Origin of the sequence: Rhodonellum psychrophilum GCM71 = DSM 17998, from assembly GCF_000381545.1 — a bacterium.
Classification (GTDB): domain Bacteria; phylum Bacteroidota; class Bacteroidia; order Cytophagales; family Cyclobacteriaceae; genus Rhodonellum; species Rhodonellum psychrophilum.
This window is the reverse complement of sequence record NZ_KB906701.1, coordinates 1-18,912: the sequence shown is the minus strand read 5'-3', so window position 1 is coordinate 18,912 and position 18,912 is coordinate 1. Positions and strand designations below refer to the sequence as shown.

Annotated in this window: 15 protein-coding genes; 11 read left to right on the top strand and 4 right to left on the bottom strand. The window is 42.7% G+C overall.

The annotated features are described in order from the left end of the window. Positions 1-144 precede the first annotated feature (144 nt). From F824_RS0124195 to F824_RS0124150, 9 genes are all read left to right on the top strand, one after another. Positions 145-1,908 (top strand): DEAD/DEAH box helicase, encoded by a 1,764-nt coding sequence (locus F824_RS0124195; protein ID WP_019600528.1) that lies wholly within the window; start codon positions 145-147, stop codon positions 1,906-1,908. Between the two features lie 141 nt (positions 1,909-2,049). After that, the gene (locus F824_RS0124185; RefSeq protein WP_019600527.1) at positions 2,050-2,757 is read left to right on the top strand and encodes a 16S rRNA (uracil(1498)-N(3))-methyltransferase; all 708 of its coding nucleotides are present in this window, start codon (positions 2,050-2,052) and stop codon (positions 2,755-2,757) included. 4 nt (positions 2,758-2,761) lie between these two features. After that, the gene (locus F824_RS0124180) at positions 2,762-3,256 is read left to right on the top strand and encodes a hypothetical protein (protein WP_019600526.1); all 495 of its coding nucleotides are present in this window, start codon (positions 2,762-2,764) and stop codon (positions 3,254-3,256) included. A gap of 90 nt (positions 3,257-3,346) precedes the next feature. Beyond that, positions 3,347-4,483 carry an alpha/beta hydrolase gene (locus tag F824_RS0124175; protein WP_019600525.1) on the top strand — a complete coding sequence of 379 codons (1,137 nt, stop codon included), beginning with the start codon at positions 3,347-3,349 and terminating at the stop codon, positions 4,481-4,483. Positions 4,484-4,578: 95 nt separating this feature from the next. Then, on the top strand, positions 4,579-6,006 hold the full coding sequence (locus F824_RS0124170) for a leucyl aminopeptidase family protein (RefSeq protein WP_026333905.1): 1,428 nt from the start codon (positions 4,579-4,581) through the stop codon (positions 6,004-6,006). Positions 6,007-6,022: 16 nt separating this feature from the next. Then, complete coding sequence (locus tag F824_RS0124165) at positions 6,023-7,240, top strand: ATP-grasp domain-containing protein (RefSeq protein WP_019600523.1); 1,218 nt, start codon at positions 6,023-6,025, stop codon at positions 7,238-7,240. Between the two features lie 152 nt (positions 7,241-7,392). Next, positions 7,393-8,247, top strand: a complete 855-nt coding sequence (locus tag F824_RS0124160; protein ID WP_019600522.1) for an alpha/beta hydrolase — start codon at positions 7,393-7,395, stop codon at positions 8,245-8,247. Between the two features lie 102 nt (positions 8,248-8,349). Further along, positions 8,350-10,539, top strand: a complete 2,190-nt coding sequence (locus tag F824_RS0124155; RefSeq protein WP_019600521.1) for an acylase — start codon at positions 8,350-8,352, stop codon at positions 10,537-10,539. 128 nt (positions 10,540-10,667) lie between these two features. Next, on the top strand, positions 10,668-11,813 hold the full coding sequence (locus F824_RS0124150) for a 1-acyl-sn-glycerol-3-phosphate acyltransferase (protein ID WP_019600520.1): 1,146 nt from the start codon (positions 10,668-10,670) through the stop codon (positions 11,811-11,813). A 21-nt stretch (positions 11,814-11,834) separates the two neighbouring features. On the opposite strand, the gene F824_RS0124145 is transcribed toward F824_RS0124150, so the two are convergent. Then, entirely contained in the window at positions 11,835-13,049 is a 1,215-nt protein-coding gene (locus F824_RS0124145) for a GAF domain-containing sensor histidine kinase (RefSeq protein WP_019600519.1), read from the bottom strand. 307 nt (positions 13,050-13,356) lie between these two features. After that, positions 13,357-14,691, bottom strand: coding sequence for an APC family permease (locus F824_RS0124140; protein WP_051107592.1), 1,335 nt, complete (start codon positions 14,689-14,691; stop codon positions 13,357-13,359). Between the two features lie 174 nt (positions 14,692-14,865). Between F824_RS0124140 and F824_RS0124135 the strand changes: the two genes are divergently transcribed. Both F824_RS0124135 and F824_RS0124130 read left to right on the top strand, forming a co-directional pair. Beyond that, positions 14,866-15,579 (top strand): protein-L-isoaspartate(D-aspartate) O-methyltransferase, encoded by a 714-nt coding sequence (locus F824_RS0124135; protein WP_139189926.1) that lies wholly within the window; start codon positions 14,866-14,868, stop codon positions 15,577-15,579. A gap of 201 nt (positions 15,580-15,780) precedes the next feature. Continuing rightward, a complete protein-coding gene (locus F824_RS0124130) occupies positions 15,781-16,407 on the top strand; it encodes a hypothetical protein (RefSeq protein WP_019600516.1) in 627 nt (208 codons plus the stop codon). A 45-nt stretch (positions 16,408-16,452) separates the two neighbouring features. On the opposite strand, the gene F824_RS0124125 is transcribed toward F824_RS0124130, so the two are convergent. Then, positions 16,453-17,064: a DUF2306 domain-containing protein gene (locus tag F824_RS0124125; RefSeq protein WP_019600515.1), complete on the bottom strand. Its 612-nt coding sequence runs from the start codon at positions 17,062-17,064 to the stop codon at positions 16,453-16,455. A gap of 281 nt (positions 17,065-17,345) precedes the next feature. Next, positions 17,346-18,473 carry a glycoside hydrolase family 10 protein gene (locus F824_RS0124120; RefSeq protein WP_019600514.1) on the bottom strand — a complete coding sequence of 376 codons (1,128 nt, stop codon included), beginning with the start codon at positions 18,471-18,473 and terminating at the stop codon, positions 17,346-17,348. Between the last annotated feature and the right edge of the window lie 439 nt (positions 18,474-18,912).

The window sequence follows — 18,912 nt, the reverse complement described above, 5'->3', positions numbered from 1 at the left end:
ATAGATTTGCTATTGAAAATAATAAAACTTACATTTGCATCCGAATTAAAATTATAACATTTTTCTAACCGTGGGTTCCCTTACTGTCGCTTACTTTGGGATACTTCTAGGAATACATGGTTTAGAGAAGTAAGGAAACACTTCATGGAACAAGAATTATTATTCTCAGACCTTGGGATTTCGGACGAAATCCTAAAGGCAGTGGAAGATATGGGCTATACCCATCCTTCCCCAATTCAAGCACAAACCATCCCTTTTTTACTTGCCGGACACGATGTGATCGGTCAAGCACAAACAGGAACTGGTAAAACTGCAGCATTCGGCATCCCAATCATTGATTTGGTGGATGCTTCTATCAACAAACCCCAAGCTTTGATCCTTTGCCCGACGCGTGAACTTGCTGTTCAGGTGGAAGGTGAAATCGTGAAATTGTCGCGACACAAAAGAGGAATCAGCAGCACCTGCATTTATGGAGGAGAAGCGATTGACAGACAAATCAGGAGTTTGAGAAAAGGTGTTCAGATCGTAGTTGGTACTCCCGGCAGGATCATGGACCATATGGAAAGAAGAACATTGAATCTAGACCACGTCAGCCTTATTGTGCTGGATGAGGCAGATGAAATGTTGGACATGGGCTTTAGAGAGGACATCGAAACGATCTTGAGCGAAATGCCAAAAGAAAGACAAACTGTCTTTTTCTCCGCTACCATGCCAAAGCCAATCTTGGACTTGACTCGAAAATTCCAAACCAATCCAGAAATTGTAAAGGTTTTGAGGAAAGAATTGACTGTAGAAAACGTTTCTCAGGCATATTACGAAGTAAAACCTTCATTGAGAATTGAATTGATGACAAGGTTGATGAACCTCAATCAATTTAAATTGAGTGTGGTTTTCTGTAATACCAAAAGAGCAACGGATGAAGTTACAGAAGCTTTGATATCTAAAGGTATTATGGCTGAAGCGCTTCACGGAGATCTTTCGCAAGCCCAGCGTACCAAAGTAATGAACAAGTTCAGAAAAGGATCTTGCTCTGTGATGGTGGCTACAGACGTAGCTGCAAGGGGTATTGACGTTGAAAATGTGGAAGTTGTATTCAATTATGACCTTCCTTTAGACGAAGAAAATTACGTACATAGAATCGGTAGAACCGGAAGAGCTGGTAAGTCAGGAATGGCCATCAGTTTTGTAACCGGAAGAAAAGATACACTTCGCCTCAAGGATCTTGAGCGATTTATCAAAACTACCATTTCAAGAATGGATCCCCCTTCAGTGGGAGATTTGGTTGAATTGAAAAAAGCGCAGATGGTGAAAGATGTTCACCGCGTTTTGGCCAAAGAATCTGACAATACTTTCTTCGAAGAAACAATCGGAATGATATTGGCAGAAGGCGTGACCATGGATCAAATCGCCCTTGCATTGATTAAAATGCAAATGGGAGATGCTGTGAAGCACATGAAAGACCAGAATTTCGAATTGGAAGTTGGTCGTGACAGAGAAAGAGGCGGAAGCGGTAGAAGAGAAGGCGGAAGAGACTCAAGAGAGCGTGACTCTGGAAGAGGAAGAGATAGATTCTCTAGATCTGACAGCCGTGGTGATAGCAGAGGAGGTTCTTCTGATAGCCGTGGACCAAGAAAAGAAAGAGGCCCTCGTGAGCAAAGCGAAAGAGAGCCAAACATGTCAAGACTTTTCTTGAGCTTAGGTAAAAAAGACCGTATCAGACCAAATGACATCGTAGGTGCGATCGCTGGAGAAACAGGTGTTCCCGGTAGAAGCATTGGTGGCATTGACATCTTTGACAACTTCTCTTTTGTGGATGTACCTTCCAAGGATGCAGAACACGTGATCAGTGTCATGAGAACCAATACCATCAAAGGACAGTCTTTGACCATTGAGATCTCAAAAGGATAAACAATAGATTGGATCAAAAATCCAGTCCAGTAGAAAAGCGCAGTCTCTTGGAGATTGCGCTTTTTTTATGATTTTTTTGGGGCCATCCACTACCTTTCAAATCCATTGCTTATTTTAGCTATTCAATCACCAATATAATCTATGCAACTATTTTTCCATGAAAATATACAGGGAAACAGCTTTGACCTCGATGCAGACGAGTCCAAACACCTTGTTAAAGTGTTGCGAAAAGTAAAGGGGGACAAAGTGTTTTTTACCAATGGGAAAGGCTTTCTTTTCACTTGCGTCATCATCGACCCCAATCCCAAAAAATGCCATTTGGCCATTCAGGAAAGGTTGTTTACTCCAGAGGATGATTTTTACATCCACTTGGCCATTTGTCCGACCAAAAATGCAGACCGAATGGAATGGCTGGTTGAGAAAATCACGGAAATTGGTGTCCATGAAATCACACTGATGCAATCAACCAACTCCGAAAGAGGCCACTTAAAACTAGAGCGTTTGGAGAAAAAAATCATCTCCGCATGTAAACAAAGTCTCAAAACCAGAGTTCCTAAATTGAATGAGGTCAGGCCTATAAGGGATTTGTTACAAGATAAAATCTTTGATACCTTTGAGAGATTCATCGCTTATGTAGATGAAGAAAATGACCAACACCTGTTTAAAAAAGCAAAACCAAAAAATTCCTATCTTGTACTTATAGGCCCAGAGGGAGATTTCTCGCCAGCAGAACTGGACTTGGCTTTTTCCAATTTCTTCCTCCCTTGCTCATTGGGGAAAAGCAGGTTAAGAACAGAGACGGCGGGACTTGCCGCTGTTCACACCCTCCAATTGGTCAACAACGAATAATTTTATGAAAAAAATCATCCTCTATATTTTGGGCGCTTCGCTCGCTTGGTCCTGTCAAATCAAACCCGTAGATGACGCAGTCACGGCTGTCGGTGAAAAGGGTTGGCTCAAAGGCAACACCGAGGAAAAAATGGAAGAAATTGCGCACCAATTGGGCGGTTTCAGTCGGACGATGATCGAAGTTTCCTATCGGTACAGTGAACTGTACTGGGCAGGGATGGATGAAAACTGGGCTTACGCAGATCACCAAGTAGAACACATTGTGGAAGCAATGGAAGACGGTTTGAAAAGAAGACCCGTGAGAGCGGCCTCCGCCGAATCCTTTATGAAAGAAACCCTTCCTGAAATGGAAGCTGTGATTTCAAAGAAAAACAAGGATGATTTTATTCTGGGATTCAGAGCCCTCACCTCAGGCTGCAACGGTTGCCATGCCAAGGAGGGTGAATCTTTCATCATGATCCAAGAACCTGAAACCAGGCTTTCACCCGTTCGGTTTTAATTATATAGATTACAATCTCACTTTATCATCCATTGCCAAAAACTATTCGCACCCAGTAGTTGGAAATAATTGGCTAAATGAATTTATGAAATGGCTTTTAAAGAAGATTCGGTTTTGACTCCTGATAATCACATCGAGAAAAACACCCGCTTCATCATCCAGGTTTCTACAGATGATGACGATGATAGACCCGTGTATATTTCCGGGAACTTCAACAATTGGCAAACACAAGACAGAAGGTTCCTCTTAGAAAAAGTGTCCGAAGGGAATTATGCGTTTGATTTTCCCGGTGATTTCAAATTCCCAGAAGAGTTGTTGTACAAATTCACAAAGGGAGATTGGTCTGAAGTGGAGATTGACCAATATGGAAACAAGACCCCAAATCGCTCCTGCACATCATTTGAGGGGATTCGAGAAGAACATGTATACAGGTGGCGACGCAACTGGCTGCCTTTCCGGCCCAGCCAACTCCCCAAAGTTCACCTCATTTCCAAGGAGTTTGAGATCCCCCAATTGAATAAAACCCGTAAGGTGTGGGCTTTGTTGCCACACGACTACGACACTTCGGATGAGGTATATCCTGTGCTGTATCTTCAAGATGCCCAAAATCTCTTCAATGAAAATGCTGCTTATGGCAACTGGCAAATCGACAAAAAACTTGCCGTCATGTCTGACTATGGGATTGGTAAAATCATCATCATCGCCATCGAGCATGCGGAAAAAGAAAGGGTTTTGGAATACAATGTCGGAAAAACACTGCTCGGTGAAGGACAGGGAAAAAAGTACATCCGTTTTGTGACCGATACACTAAAGCCATTCGTAGATAAAAATTTCAGGACAAAACCCGACCGGGAATTCACGGGAATTGGTGGGAGTTCGATGGGCGGACTCGTGAGTATCTTTAGTGGACTGATGTATCCTGAGGTGTATGGAAAATTGATGATCTTCTCCCCTTCCCTATGGGTCATCCCTAAAATAAAATTTTCCTTTCTTGATTTTTACGATCCCGCAGAAACCAAAATATACCTATACGCTGGAGGTGAAGAAAGTGAGACGATGGTTAAACATGTTGTGAAGTTCAAAAAACGTCTTCGCAAAAACGATCCCGAAAGGCAAAACATGAAAATCAATCTCAGTATCAATGAAGAAGGCAAACACAATGAGACCTATTGGAGTGACGAATTCCCAAAGGCAATTGAATGGTTGTTCTTTAACGATAAGGCATAAGATTTCCAATCTCTTAATTCATCAAAGAGATCGACCACCACTGATCCCAAATGCCGGTACCCTTTGACCTGCTTTTCACCCCATTCCAAAAAAACATGAAAATATCGATTGATCGTCTCCCACAAAATCACAAAGGATTGATTCTGCTTCCATTTGAGGAAAGTGAATCGCTCCGATACCCTACAGATTTTCAAAACCTCAAAATCTCCTCTGTCCTTTTTTCAGGAAAAAAAGATACCCAATTCCTATTGGAAGACTCTGCGTCTGAAAGGACCTATCTTTTGATTGGTTTGGGGAAAAATCCTGACTACAAAACAATACAAACAGCTTTCCGAAGGTTGACCGCCAAGCAATCGCGCTTGTTTGAAAAAGGAGCCTTATTGGCAATTCAGGAAGAAATGAAGGATTCTTTTTTGGAGGCTGCAGTTTCCGGGCTTTATTTGGGCACCTATCGATTGGGACATTTCAAAAAAACAGAAGAACCCAAATTGGATTGGGAGAACGTTTCTCTCCGGATTTCTTCATCATCTGAGGATGCGGAAAAGATCGCGGAAAGAGCTTCGAAAATCGCAAACGCCCAACTTCAGGTATTTAACCTGGTCGATCTTCCCTCCAATACCGTCACCCCTGAATACCTCTCCGATTGGGCAAGAAATGCGGGGAAGACATTTGGCTTTGAAGTCAAGGTATTGGGAAGAGCCGAAGCGAAAGAACAACATCTGGATGCTTTTTTGGCCGTCAGTCAGGGAAGCCACAGAGAACCGCAGTTCATCATAGCCCAATACAATCCTGAAAATCCCAAGAAACACATCGGTCTGGTGGGAAAAGGGGTTACTTTCGATACCGGAGGGCTGAACATCAAAACCGCCGGTATGGTCCACATGAAATGTGATATGGGTGGTGCTGCGGCTGTTTTGGGTGCCATGCAAGCCATCGCCGATCTGAAATTGCCCGTGAAAGTTACTGCTATCGTTCCCTGCGTGGAAAATTCGGTGGACAATCAAGCGTTTCTCCCTTCTGATGTAATCGGAAGTTATGCTGGGAAAACAATTGAAATCATCGATACGGATGCCGAAGGCAGATTGATACTTGCAGATGGGCTTTCTTATTTGATCAAAAATCATCAGCCCGATACCGTGATTGACTTGGCTACTTTGACAGGCAGCACGGTCGGTACATTCGGATATGAATGTGCCGCCTTGTTTACCAATGACATCGATCTATCCCAAAATCTCCAGAAAAGTGGGGAAAGTATTGGGGAAAGGGTTTGGCCTTTGCCACTTTGGGATGTATATCAACCTGAAATCGAAAGTGAAATTGCCGATTTGAAAAATTACCATGGAAAACCCTTTGCAGGTGCCATCGTCGCCGCAAAGTTCTTGGAGGCTTTTACAGAAAATCATGGTTCCTGGGCACATATCGACATCGCGGGAACTGCATTCGGGGATTCGGAATTTGCAAAAACCAAACATGCTACTGGATTTGGTATGCATTTATTGCTTAATTTGTTGGAGAAAATATAAAAAAAATAAATAGACCATGGCCGAGACCGCTAAAACCTTTATTTGTGTCTCCAACTTTTTTAAAGGCGGAGCATTTTTGACCGAGTTAAAAAAATTGGGCAACAAAGTTTACCTCATCACTTCCGAAAACCTGCGGGACAAACCTTGGCCATTTGCTTACATCGATGAGATTTTCTACATGCCCGGTCAGGATCTGGACTGGAATATGGATCATCTCTTGCTCGGAGTTGCCAATTTGATGAAATCCAACAAAGTGGAATCCATCGTGGCATTGGATGATTATGATGTCGAAAAGGCTACTTTTCTGAGGGAAAACCTCCGGATTCCCGGGATGGGACAAACCACCGGTAGGTTTTTCCGTGACAAATTGGCCATGCGCATGAAAGCAAAATCTTCAGGCGTCTTGGTTCCTGAATTTGCAGCGCTTTTCAATGATGACGAAATCAATCATTTCGCCGATACCGTTCCTGCACCATGGGTGCTAAAGCCCCGCTCTGAAGCTTCCGCAAATGGCATCATCAAGGTGGAAGACAAAGAAAGCCTATGGCACCATATCCATGCATTGGAAGAAAATAGAATCCGTTATCTCGTGGAGCAATTCAAGCCTGGAGATGTCTTCCATGCGGACGGATTGAACCTGGAAGGAAAAACCTTGTTTTGTACCGTATCGAGATACTTATCCACCCCAATGGAAATTTCCCAAGGCGGAGGAATCTTCAGAAGTGCAAATCTCCCCTACAAATCTGAGGACGACAAGGCGATCAACAAGGCCAACAGTGAAGTCATGAAAGCATTTGGAATGAAAAGCGGTGCGACACATACCGAGTTCATCAAGTCCAAAGAAGATGGTAAAATATACTTCCTGGAAACTTCCTCCCGCGTAGGGGGTGCCCATTTGGCTGAAATGGTGGAGGCCGCTACCGGCGTAAACCTTTGGGAAGAATGGGCCAGAATTGAGGATTCCCTTGCAAAAGGGTATAAATACAAATTGCCCAAAGTCCGGAAAGACTATGCTGGGATCGTTTTGACACTTTCCAAGTTCGAACAACCGGATTTGTCAGAGTTCAATGATCCAGAAGTGTATTTCAGGGTTCCGCTGGAATATCACGCAGGACTTATCGTAAAGGCCAAAACACAGGAGCGTGTCCTTGCCCTTTTGGATGACTATGCGGAACGCCTAACAACGGGTTTTTCCTCAGTCGCCCAACAAGAGCAATTGAAGAAATTCCACTAGGGAAATAACGGGGACCAATCCTTCACTTGTCATTAACCAAGTTGAGGATTGGTCTTCTCACTTCATTATCTTCTTAAAAAATTTAAGAATAAAAATCATCCCTTTCAAAACATCAATCTTTGTTTGCTTCCCCAATAAACCCTCTTTTAACCATGAAAAAGCTTCTAACAGGCGTGTTTCTTTTGTTTTTTATTTTTCAGGCCATTGGACAGGTGGATACCGTAGAAGTGTACAGCAAGGTAATGGACAAAACGCTGAAGGCAGCAATAGTCTTCCCTGACGGCTACAAAGAAGCCACGCACAACTTCCCAGTAGTGTATCTCCTCCATGGGGGATCGGGAAGATTCAGCGATTGGCACAACAAAACCACTGACCCCAACCTGCTGATCGATTTGGTCAATCAGTACCAAGTGCTCATCGTCACTCCGGGAGTTGGTCCATCGAGTTATTATTTTGATAGCCCACAGATGGATTCTGTCCAATACGAAAGTTATCTCACCAAGGAATTGATTCCCTTTATCGATGGTAAGTACAAGACCATTTCAGACAGAAAAGGCCGTGCCATTACAGGACTTTCCATGGGTGGACACGGAGCAATGATGCTGAGTGCCAAGAACCCGGAATTATTTATCGCTGCGGGAAGTATGAGTGGAGTCATGAATATCGACACCCGATTGTGGACGGTCAATCCAGAGTTCGCCAGCCAAAGACGACAAGACCAAGCCAAGATGTTGGGTGAAATACAATATGATTCTCCTTTTAGCCAATACACGGCAGTAGGATTGGTGGACAAGATGAAATCAAATGGCATTGCTTTGCTTATTGATTGTGGTGTAGATGATTTCCTGATCGCCACCAACCGACAAATCCATGAGTTATTGCTCGAAAATGGGATACCACATGAATATACCGAAAGGCCAGGAGCGCATACTTGGGAATATTGGTCAGATGCCCTCCCCTTTCACATGCTGTTTATCAGCAGAGAATTCAAGAAAAATTTACAGTAAGCAATCCCATCCTTGCTCAAAACAATAGGGCTTTATAATGAAAATCAATAGGTAATCGGATATTTTATCCTATTTTAAACCTATGAATTAAACACCCACCGAATGTTGAAAAAATCCATACTTCTTCTTTTAGGTTTAAGCTGCAGTCTCCTCAGTTTTGCGCAAACAGATCTTGCACGCTGGGAATTGCGTTCCCAAAACACCGAAATCATCCGTGATCAATGGGGAATTCCCCATGTCTATGGAAAAACCGATGCCGATGCAGTCTTCGGCTTGCTTTACGCCCAATGCGAGGATGATTTCAACAGGATTGAGGTAAACTTCATCGTCTCACAGGGAAGGATGGCGGAGGTCGAAGGAAGCAATCAACTTTACGCTGACCTCAGAATGAAGCTTTATATAGATGAGGAAGTCGTTAAAAAAGAATATGAAAACAGTCCAGAATGGTTACAAGAGCTTATGGATGCTTGGGCCGATGGAATCAATTATTACCTATACACCCACCCTGAGACAAAGCCAAAACTCATCACGAAGTTTGAACCTTGGATGGCGCTTACTTTCAGTGAAGGAAGTATCGGTGGAGACATCGAGACGATCTCCCAAACCGATCTCAAAAAATTTTACGACAAAGATTTCGGCAACAATTTGACTTTGACTGAAAGGAATTTTGATGAAGAGCCAAGGGGTTCAAATGGTTTTGCCATCTCTCCATCGAAAACCAAAAATGGGAATGCACTGCTCTTGATCAATCCACATACCTCGTTTTATTTTCGTCCGGAAGTCCACATGGTAAGTGAAACAGGATTAAATGCCTACGGAGCAGTAACATGGGGACAGTTTTTTGTTTACCAAGGATTCAACGAATTCAATGGATGGATGCATACTTCGAGTAAGGCGGATGCCATTGACCATTTCGCATTGACAGTAGCAGAGAAAGAGGGAAAATACCAGTATCGATTTGGTGAGGAATGGAGGGCCTTGGAGGAGAAAACAATCAAATTAAAGTACAAGGAAAATGACCAAATCCTAGAAAGGGAAATTACGGCCTTCTATAGCCATCATGGGCCTGTAATCCGGGAAGAAAGCGGAAAATGGATAGCCATTTCACTGATGGTAGAACGGGAAAAAGCACTCACCCAATCTTTCAAGAGAACCAAGACAAAAAACCACCACGAATACAAATCCGTGATGAACCTCAAAACCAATTCCTCAAACAACACCGTTTACGCGGATCGGGATGGAAACATCGTTTACTATCATGGAAATTTTGTCCCTATCAGGAATCCGGAATTCGATTGGAAAGGAGTAGTGGATGGCAGTAACCCAGAAACGGATTGGAAAGGTCTGCATCGACTCGAAGAGATGATTTACCTTCACAATCCAACCAACGGGTGGATCCAAAACTGCAACTCGAGCCCTTTTACCGCAGCAGGTCCTTACAGTCCAAAACCTTCCGATTACCCTTCCTACGTAGCTTGGGATCAAGAAAATGCCCGAGGGCTCAATGCCGTAAGGGTTTTGACTGGTAAAAAGAATTTCACGCTTGAATCTTTGATCGAAACAGCCTATGATCCTTATTTGATGGCTTTTGAACCTTTGATTCCTTCGTTGTTTCAAGCTTATGAAAACCTTTCCAACAAAAATCCCAACAAAGCCAAACTACGGAATCCCATCCAAGTCTTAAGAGATTGGGACAAAGAAACCCATGCTGAATCCGTTGGAACCTCCATTGCCATCTTTTGGGCAACCCAGCTCTTGGTTGATACCAGAACCTTGGAAAGACCCGAAAACGCTTATGTTTTTGATTTCTTGGCCGAGCATGCTTCCGATGAAATGAAGATCTCGGCACTGGAAAAAGCCCTCGAAAGATTAGAAAATGATTTTGGCACATGGAAGACCCCTTGGGGAGAAATCAACCGATTTCAACGAATCACAGGAAACATCGCATCAGAATTTGACGATTCCAAAGCCAGCTTACCCGTGGGATTCACCTCCTCCCAATGGGGTTCTTTGGCAGCCTTTGGCAGCAGGCCCTACACCAATACCAAGAAATGGTATGGGAACGTAGGCAACAGCTTTGTCGCCGTGGTGGAATTTGGAAAAACTTTAAAGGCGAAAAGCATTTTGGCCGGGGGTCAAAGTGGTGATCCATCCTCCCCTCATTTTGATGATCAGGCAGAAATGTACTCAAAAGGTGTTTTCAAGGATGTAAATTTCTACAGAAATGATGTGGAGAAGCATACAGCTTTCCAATACAAACCCGGAGAAAAACATACCCTCCAGCAGGACTAATCTTTAAATATGGGCTTTGTTTCCCTGAATTTTCGATTTTTGCCCGTATAAAACAATCCCTAGTTAAAATCCTATCTGTCCAATTGGTTAAAATTTTGTTTCTTTGCAGAAGCACTAAACACTAAAGCATGTCATCTTTTGAAGATATAAGACCTTTTTATGATACTGAAGTAAATGGAGCCATCCGCGAAATCATCGATCATCCTATGTTGAAGGCGATGATGAATTTCACTTTCCCTGGTGTTGCTGACGATTACTGGAAGGACTTGATGCTTCATTGCCACTCCATTAGGGATTTTCAGATCAACTTCATCTATCCTGGAATACAAAAGGTCCTGGAAAAAAGCTCTGAGGGTTTGACCACCTCTGGATTCGAAAAACTTGAAAAAAACTGTTCTTACCTTTTCATTTCCAATCATCGTGATATTATTTTAGACACCTCTCTTTTGAACTCCTGTCTCTTTGAACATGGGTTGACGATGACTACGTCTGCTATTGGTGACAATTTGGTAAAGAAGCCTTTCTTGAGAACCCTTTCTCGGATCACCAGAAATTTTATGATCAAACGCGGACTGCAATCCCGCGAATTGCTAGAGAGTTCCAAAAACGTTGCCGCCTATATCCGACATTCCTTGATCAGAGAAAACCGATCGGTTTGGATTGCACAGCGGGAAGGAAGGACCAAGGATGGAAACGATGTCACCCACAGGGGCGTACTGAAGATGTTGTCGATGGCCACGGAAAATGATGAAACGGCCATTGAATATTTCAAAAAAATAAATGTCGTTCCGGTTTCCATTTCCTATGAATATGACCCGACTGATGTACTTAAAATGCCTGAATTGCTAGCGAAAGCAAATTCAGAAATTTATGTAAAAGGTGAAAACGAGGATTTCTTGACACTCCTCAATGGCATCATCGGTCAGAAAAAAAGAATCCATATCCACATTGGGGAGATTCTGACTCCGGATATTGATTTGATTTCCAAAACAGAACCCGTCCCAAGCAAGCAACTTCAGCTATTGGCAGACCTACTCGACAGACACATCCTCGCCGGGTACAAATTATGGCCAACCAATTACATTGCCCATGACCTTTTGTATGAAGATGCTGAGTATGCTGACAAATATACTGCTGATGAAAAAACCCTGTTTGAAAAAAGATTTAGAAAAGGAGTTGATCTCAACAATCCAACGGCAGTAAAAAGCTTTCTGGCCATGTATGCCAATCCTGTAAACAATCAAAAAAGAGTTTTGGAGGAGTTGAAAAACTGACTCCTCCAAAACCAACACTTATCAAAGCGGTAACTCGACCGAAAACACCGCTCCATTATCTTTAGAGGAGGTGATATCAAAAGTGCCTTTCATGCCATTGATCAGATGTCTGACCAGATTCAATCCAAAGCCATATCCCATTTCACCATTGGTGCCATTGACAGAACTGGAAACACCATTGGTGATTTCCTCAATTTTTTCGGGAGTCAATCCAACTCCTGTGTCCCGGACCTTGATTTTTAAGTTGATCCTGTTCTCTTCTTCCTCCAAGTCCAGATTAACGGTAACTCTTCCTTGCTCGGGAGTGAATTTCAATGCATTGGAAATCAAATTCCCAACAATTTGCATTAGCTTGTTCTTGGGGAAATTAACCTCTTGGGAAATGTTGCTGTTGATGACCAGCAATTCTATGTTCTTGAGCAAGGCTTGCGGAGCATACATGTCCACGATCTTTTGCTTGAGCGTGACCAGATTGAATTCCGTATGCGGATTGATCTTTTTCACCATTTCTTTTGGCAACCTATAATCTTCCGTCAAAATCTCGTCTGCAAGCTCCAAGATGGATTTCCCGCTTTTTTGAATCAAATGAATAAACTCCAACACTTCTTCAAGTTTGTTTTCGTCTCCTTGTTGTTGGATGATCTGAGCAAGACCAATGATTCCACCTATCGGCCCCCTGATATCATGCGCGACTTTTTTATTGGTTTTTTGGATTTCCCTTACTTCATTCTTCAGATCCTGAATCGCTTTGATCGCTTTTATCCTATTCACGATTTCAGAGGCAATGATTTGAAGCAGTTCAACTTTCTCGGGGCTGATTTCTTTGGGATACTTGTCTAGAACACACAAGGCCCCAAAATTAATACCTTCTCCTACTTTTAATGGAATCCCGAAATAATACTTCAATTCCGGTCCTTCCGTGACATATACTTTATCCTTGAAGCGATCATCCTGAGAAAGATCTTTGACCTCTAAGGGAATCTCATCCATGATGGTATATTGACACACAGATTGATCTCTGGACATTTGCTTCAAATCCAAATTATGGCTGGAAACACTCCATTGGGTAAAGGTATCAATGAGATTGACTAGGGAGATTTCCGTATTGGCTACCTTAGCTGCAAGTCTGGTCAAGTCCTTGAAATTGTCCTCCAAGTCCAAGTAATCCAAATCAAATTCACTAAGCCGAATAATCCTTTCTAGTTCATTTTTAGGAATGACTGAATTGCCTGACATGAAAATAAATATAATTTTTGGGTGAATTAATTATCAAATTAAAGCTAAATATTTCACTTATCAGAAAAAAAATATTCCTAATTAACCCAACTGGATTTAAATCGCATGTTTTTGATCATGAAACCCTAATTTGAGTATTCTTATTTAAAGAAAGAAAAAAGGATTCAATGAACAGCATAACACAACATTTTTCCATTCTTTCACGGAAATTATCCTTACGCAAAATACGATTCAAAATCAATAAATAAGACCCAAATGGCGAACGGCTATCTTCCTGAACACCAAAAACCAACTTGACACAAAGCAATTACTCAGAACCATTTCCAATATCCTCAAGTAGGGATGGATTTATGAACTGCAACAATAAACCCAAACCTAAAACTGCTATTCCCAAAAACGCTCCCCAACTGGTGTATACAATACTGGAATAAAGTAAATAAAGACTTGTCATACAGAATCCAATGGGAAGCAAGGGGAAAAATGGTACTCGAAAAGGCCGAATGGCTTCAGGTTCTTTCCTCCTAAGGATAAACAAGGATAAGCCAACCAACAATAGAAAAAACCAAAATACCGGAGCGGTATATTCAACCATGGTCTCAAAGCCACTGCGGGTAAAAAGCCCCATGCCAATCAGAATCAAGGAAATCACACCCTGGAGTAAAAAGGCATTGACTGGTACGGAATTCTTAACTTTCCAATCCCCGATCAGTTTAAATCCAGCGAAATCCCTTCCCATTGCATAATTGGAACGTGCGCCCGTAAATATCGTGGCATTGGCAGAAGCCAATGCAGAAATTGCCACCAATGCGGAAATCATCAGGACTCCCCATTTCCCAAACGCCAACCTCATAAGATCTACCGCCACGGCATCAGATCCGGACATGCCAACCTGACCCAAGGCATTCAACAAAGCCAGGTTGACTAGAAGGTAAATAACCGTAATCAAAACAATACTCATCATCAAAGCCTTTACCACTGATCTTTGGCCGAAGCGCATTTCGGCAGAGATATAGGCAGCTTCATTCCATCCCCCAAAAGTAAGCAGGACAAATACCATAGCTAAGCCCATTGAATTGTCTGATGATGGGTGGGAATCGGGAAGTATGGAAAACTCAGCTTCTGGCACAAAGAAAAAGCCAACTACAATCACAAGTGCCAGTCCCAGTACCTCCACTACAGTGAGTAATTTTTGTGTCTCGGTCCCTTTTCTTATTCCGGCAATATTGATTGCAGTAAGGAATAGCACTACGGATGCTGCATAGATGACAGCGGAAAATTTACCTAAAGAATAGATCTGGCTTGCGTAATCTCCAAAGATAAAGGCGAGCAAGGCTATGGAACCAGTCTGTATGACTGTCATTCTCGCCCAGGCAAAAAGAAATGCGATCCGCTTCCCAAAAGCCAGCCTCAAAAAATAATAATCCCCTCCTGTGTTGGGGAAAGTACTCACCAGTTCCGCATAACAGAGTGCCCCGATCAAGGAAACCAAGCCACCAATCACCCATACCAGAATTATTTCTACCCCAGATCCGACATTTGCCGCCACTAAGGAAGGCGTTCGGAAGATACCCGCTCCAATGACAATCCCGACGATCAAGGCGACCGCATCGACCGTCCTCAAACGCTTTTTGGGACAAAACATTTCTGCCTCCTCAGGTTGATTGCCTATCCTATTATTTTCCTTTTTTTGTATTCTGCCATTATTAAAAAATATTTAAGTAACTCAAATGCAATAATTTATATATAAAAAATTATCGAAATAGGTAATCCAATTTAAGCCAAAAATGATTAATTTCAGGTATATTTTTTTTCAATCATGAAATATCTACCAATATTCTTGATGTTTTTCATATTACAGACGGATCCCTATCAATCCAAGCGGGAACAAATGGTCAAAACCCAAATTGTCGCCAGAGGGATCTCCAATCGAGAGGTCATTGAAGCGATGCTCAAAGTGGAACGCCACAAGTTGGTTCCAGAGAACATGCGGGCAAATGCCTATAGCGATAGTCCATTGCCGATTGGTGGCGGACAGACGATTTCACAGCCTTACATAGTGGCCTACATGACCGATATACTTAGGCCAAAGCCAGGAATGACAGTCTTGGAGGTAGGAACGGGTTCCGGCTATCAGGCCGCTGTCTTGGCAGAAATCGTTAAGGAGGTCTATACCATTGAAATCGTAGCGCAATTGGGTTTGAGGGCCGAGAAAGCACTCAAAGCCATGGGATATGACAATATCCATGTAAAGATTGGAGATGGATATCAAGGTTGGCCGGAAAAGGGGCCCTTTGATGCGATCATTGTGACTGCAGCGGCGCAAAAAATCCCCCCTCCTCTTATCGCGCAATTAAATGAAGGTGGCAGGATGATCATTCCCGTCGGGCCGAGCGGAGGGGCCCAACAATTGATGCTGGTGGAGAAATCGAAAGGCAAAACAAAAATCACCAAAATGCTGCCTGTGAGGTTTGTGCCTTTTACCAGGGATTCTTTACAGCATGGGGAAAGTTCAACCCTAAATATGCATTAGGTGGTTTCCACATGGGATTGAAACTGCAAGAAAACCAGACTATTTGGAGAATAAGGTATAGTTCCGATGTGGTGAAGACAAAAACAGTAAACCACCTACTAATTATTGGGTAATTGAATCACTGAATGGAATTGGTAATGCATAACACGGGTTTATCGAAGAAAAAGAGGGGCTGTAGGGTGATTTTTTTGACATCAACAAATGGAAACTGATAATACACAGAATTGGACATGGATGATCGATGTGATTTTTGGAGCCATTTTCAGTCTCGGCTTCGTGAAGCTCGATGCTGCGTTCAGAAGAATTTCTCTAAAATCGACAAAGGAAGCGATTCAACACCTTTTTGTTGCAGCCGGATTCTTACTCTTCGTTTTCTACTATGTCAGTGCCTACCACATGATGATCCGGGTCTTTCCCTACACCTTCAGTCCCTACAGTGGCTTTCGTCTATTTGTAGACCTTATTCTCTTGTTCCACGCGATGGCTATCTTGACGCGCTCTATGGGATTGCATCCGGAAAAATCAACAATGGGAATCCTCATCGCCATGTCGGTCTGGCATTTTGGCGCCTCTATTTGGCAACTCATGGCAGCGGTGGAATATGGTGGCGGATTTCAGAATATCAATCCAGTGGTATTTATCCCCCATTATTATTTCATACTCATATATTGGGTGGTTTTCTGGACATGGAAATTTATTGCCAAGAAGAAGCGCTTATCTGCATTGGCTACTTCTCGAAGTTTGATCTTTCTTTTGTCCTTCTCCGCTTTTGCCGTCTCCATTTATCGATATGTGCAATTGTATCGGCTGTTTGGGGAGGGATTCTAGAATTGAAAGACTTAAAAAAGCATATCAAAGATGAGCCGCAATGCTTCATTTTTCCTTAGATATCCCCCTCACAATAAAAAAGGCAACCAATAAATTGGGCAACCAGCAAAGCCACGCAACAATCGGATAGGCGGTATTAAAGTCCCCAAACAGCATCGTCAATAGCGGGAGCCAAATTCTCAGCGTCACAGCGGAAAAACACAGGGCATAACTGTAGATCATCATTTTTTCGTGGTTGTCAATTTGTTTTTTCTTGATCGTAACATAGGCCATGAGTGTAAAGTAAAACCAAAGGATCCCCAATAAAATAAAACCAAGCATCGAGACAAGCCCCCCAGTCGCAAAATGGCCAATGTATATCCCAGCCAATGCACTCAACAAGGCCCCAAAAACATATACTTTACCGATCCGCTTGTGTAGTTTCAAGTGACGGTTCCTAAAACCTGCCCTGAATTGGGTCCAACCGATCAACAATGCAATCCCGCCGAAAATGATGTGGGTATAAAAGCCGACATTCCAAAAATCATAGGTCAGCAATGCATCAGATTTCGTATTCAACAACCCAAATTTTCTGTCCACCAGAAAATATATCGCGGGATACAACCCGATAAGGATGGCCATTACCGCCAATACTACCCAAAGTCCCTTCTTGATCATATTAATTTTTGGGTTTTTCCTTTAACCCGAAATGTGCATTCCGTTCCATAATGGTGGTTGAAACTGCAAGAAAACCAGACTATTTGGAGAATAACACATCTTCCTGACTTCTAAATTCAATATTGTAAACAAAGACTAAATATATTAAGCCATTTCGGGCTTGAATAGAATTGTCAATGCATCTCCCGGGTTAAATTTCTGAATCCTCTACATTTTTCGATGCTAGCCATTTCTAAACACAAGGCTTTCAGCATTTTGAAAAACGATTGAACAACCGAATACTATTCCTCTTTCATTAAGAACAACTCCTTCATCACCAAAATCTTCCTTGGGTCCTCCAGCAAGGACTGATCTGAAAACATCATGATCCCTGTTGCCGGTGACCTTGACCCTAGCTCCATGACATCCCTGAATTCTTCAGGGCTGACAACTCCCGGATGGTTATGTGCCTGAACGATCGGCCAGATCAAGGGGGATCCAATTTTACCAGCCTCGGTAAATTTATCCAGCCAGCCGACATATTCCCCCACCCATTCTGTGGGTCGGTCAGACATTTTATGAAACAACATCGGAGAAAGTACATCGGCCCGCTCAGCCAAACCGGCAAGATCAATCCCCAGTGTTCGATACAAGGCTTGATCGTAGTCCTCAGGAAACCATGCGCAATGGAAAACACCCAATTTGGCTTCCGGTTGATATTCCTTGACGATGGAACCTAAATCCTCCACCCAACCATTTAAAATACTGTTTCTCCACGCCCTCCACTCATTGTCTGTATTGGTCAATATCCATGTGGCGCGGTCGGCTATTTTCCTGCCTGGAATATCGGTTCCGATGTGGTCCCCAAAAAGCCCTGTACAATGGTCGCAGAAACAGGTTTCCGGCAGTATGGGTGCTGCAGTTTCGAATTGTGCATGCAAATGAACATAGTCCAAAAAAACCCCATCTACTTGATATTCCTGGAGAATGCTTTTGAGTTCCGTGGATCGGAATTCTTTGAATGCCACATTGGTGGGACAAATGCCAAGAAACCAATCCGCTGCCGGAGCCTTCTCTCCCTTTTCATTGATCGGCCAGGCCTCGGGGTGGTTCTTGAGATAGTTTTGACCATTGAGAGTGGCAAATTCCACATACACTTTTGCATTCTGAGCGCTGGCGCTGGCATAAAAATCGGGATTGAGTGCCCCACTCCTTACAAATACGGCATTGATCCCAAGTGAATCAAATCGATAGCCTGCTTCCAAAAGCGTTCCTGGATTCCCATAAACTCCCTTGGTAAAAATGATTTGATCACCCTTTGACTCCGGCGCTGTACCACAGGCATAAAAAACCAGAGGGGACAATAGCAAAAGGAGCATTCCTTTTGAAAAGTTGGCTTTTGAGATAAAATTCCGAAGGAAATATTTCATTTGTTTTGAGCTGATGACGGACCATTAATTTAGCTATTCCCTTCCAAAACCTCTCTCTAATTAAAATTTTTTGATCCCGTCAAATATGCAGGGAAAAACTCAAAAAAAATGGGGCGAAAATTTCCGAGGCCACTGAAAAAGTAGCTAAAACTGAAGGTAAAATTTTGAAAGCGACTAAGTCATTGACAAGAGTGACTTAGCCGCTTTCTTTTTTTTCGCCACTAGCTTTTAAAATTTCTCTATTGAAGCCTATACCGAACTAATTTTGATGATTTTCAACGATTTTCTACCAGTTTTTGATTATACCCGGGCCAGTTTCAAGATCCTTTTAACATTTACGGTGAATAAAGCTATGGCAGCTTGCATTTCCATGTTATTTATCCCGTAAGATATTGCCCTTCCAAATCCATGTGCGTTTTTTAACTCTCCGTTTTTCGCT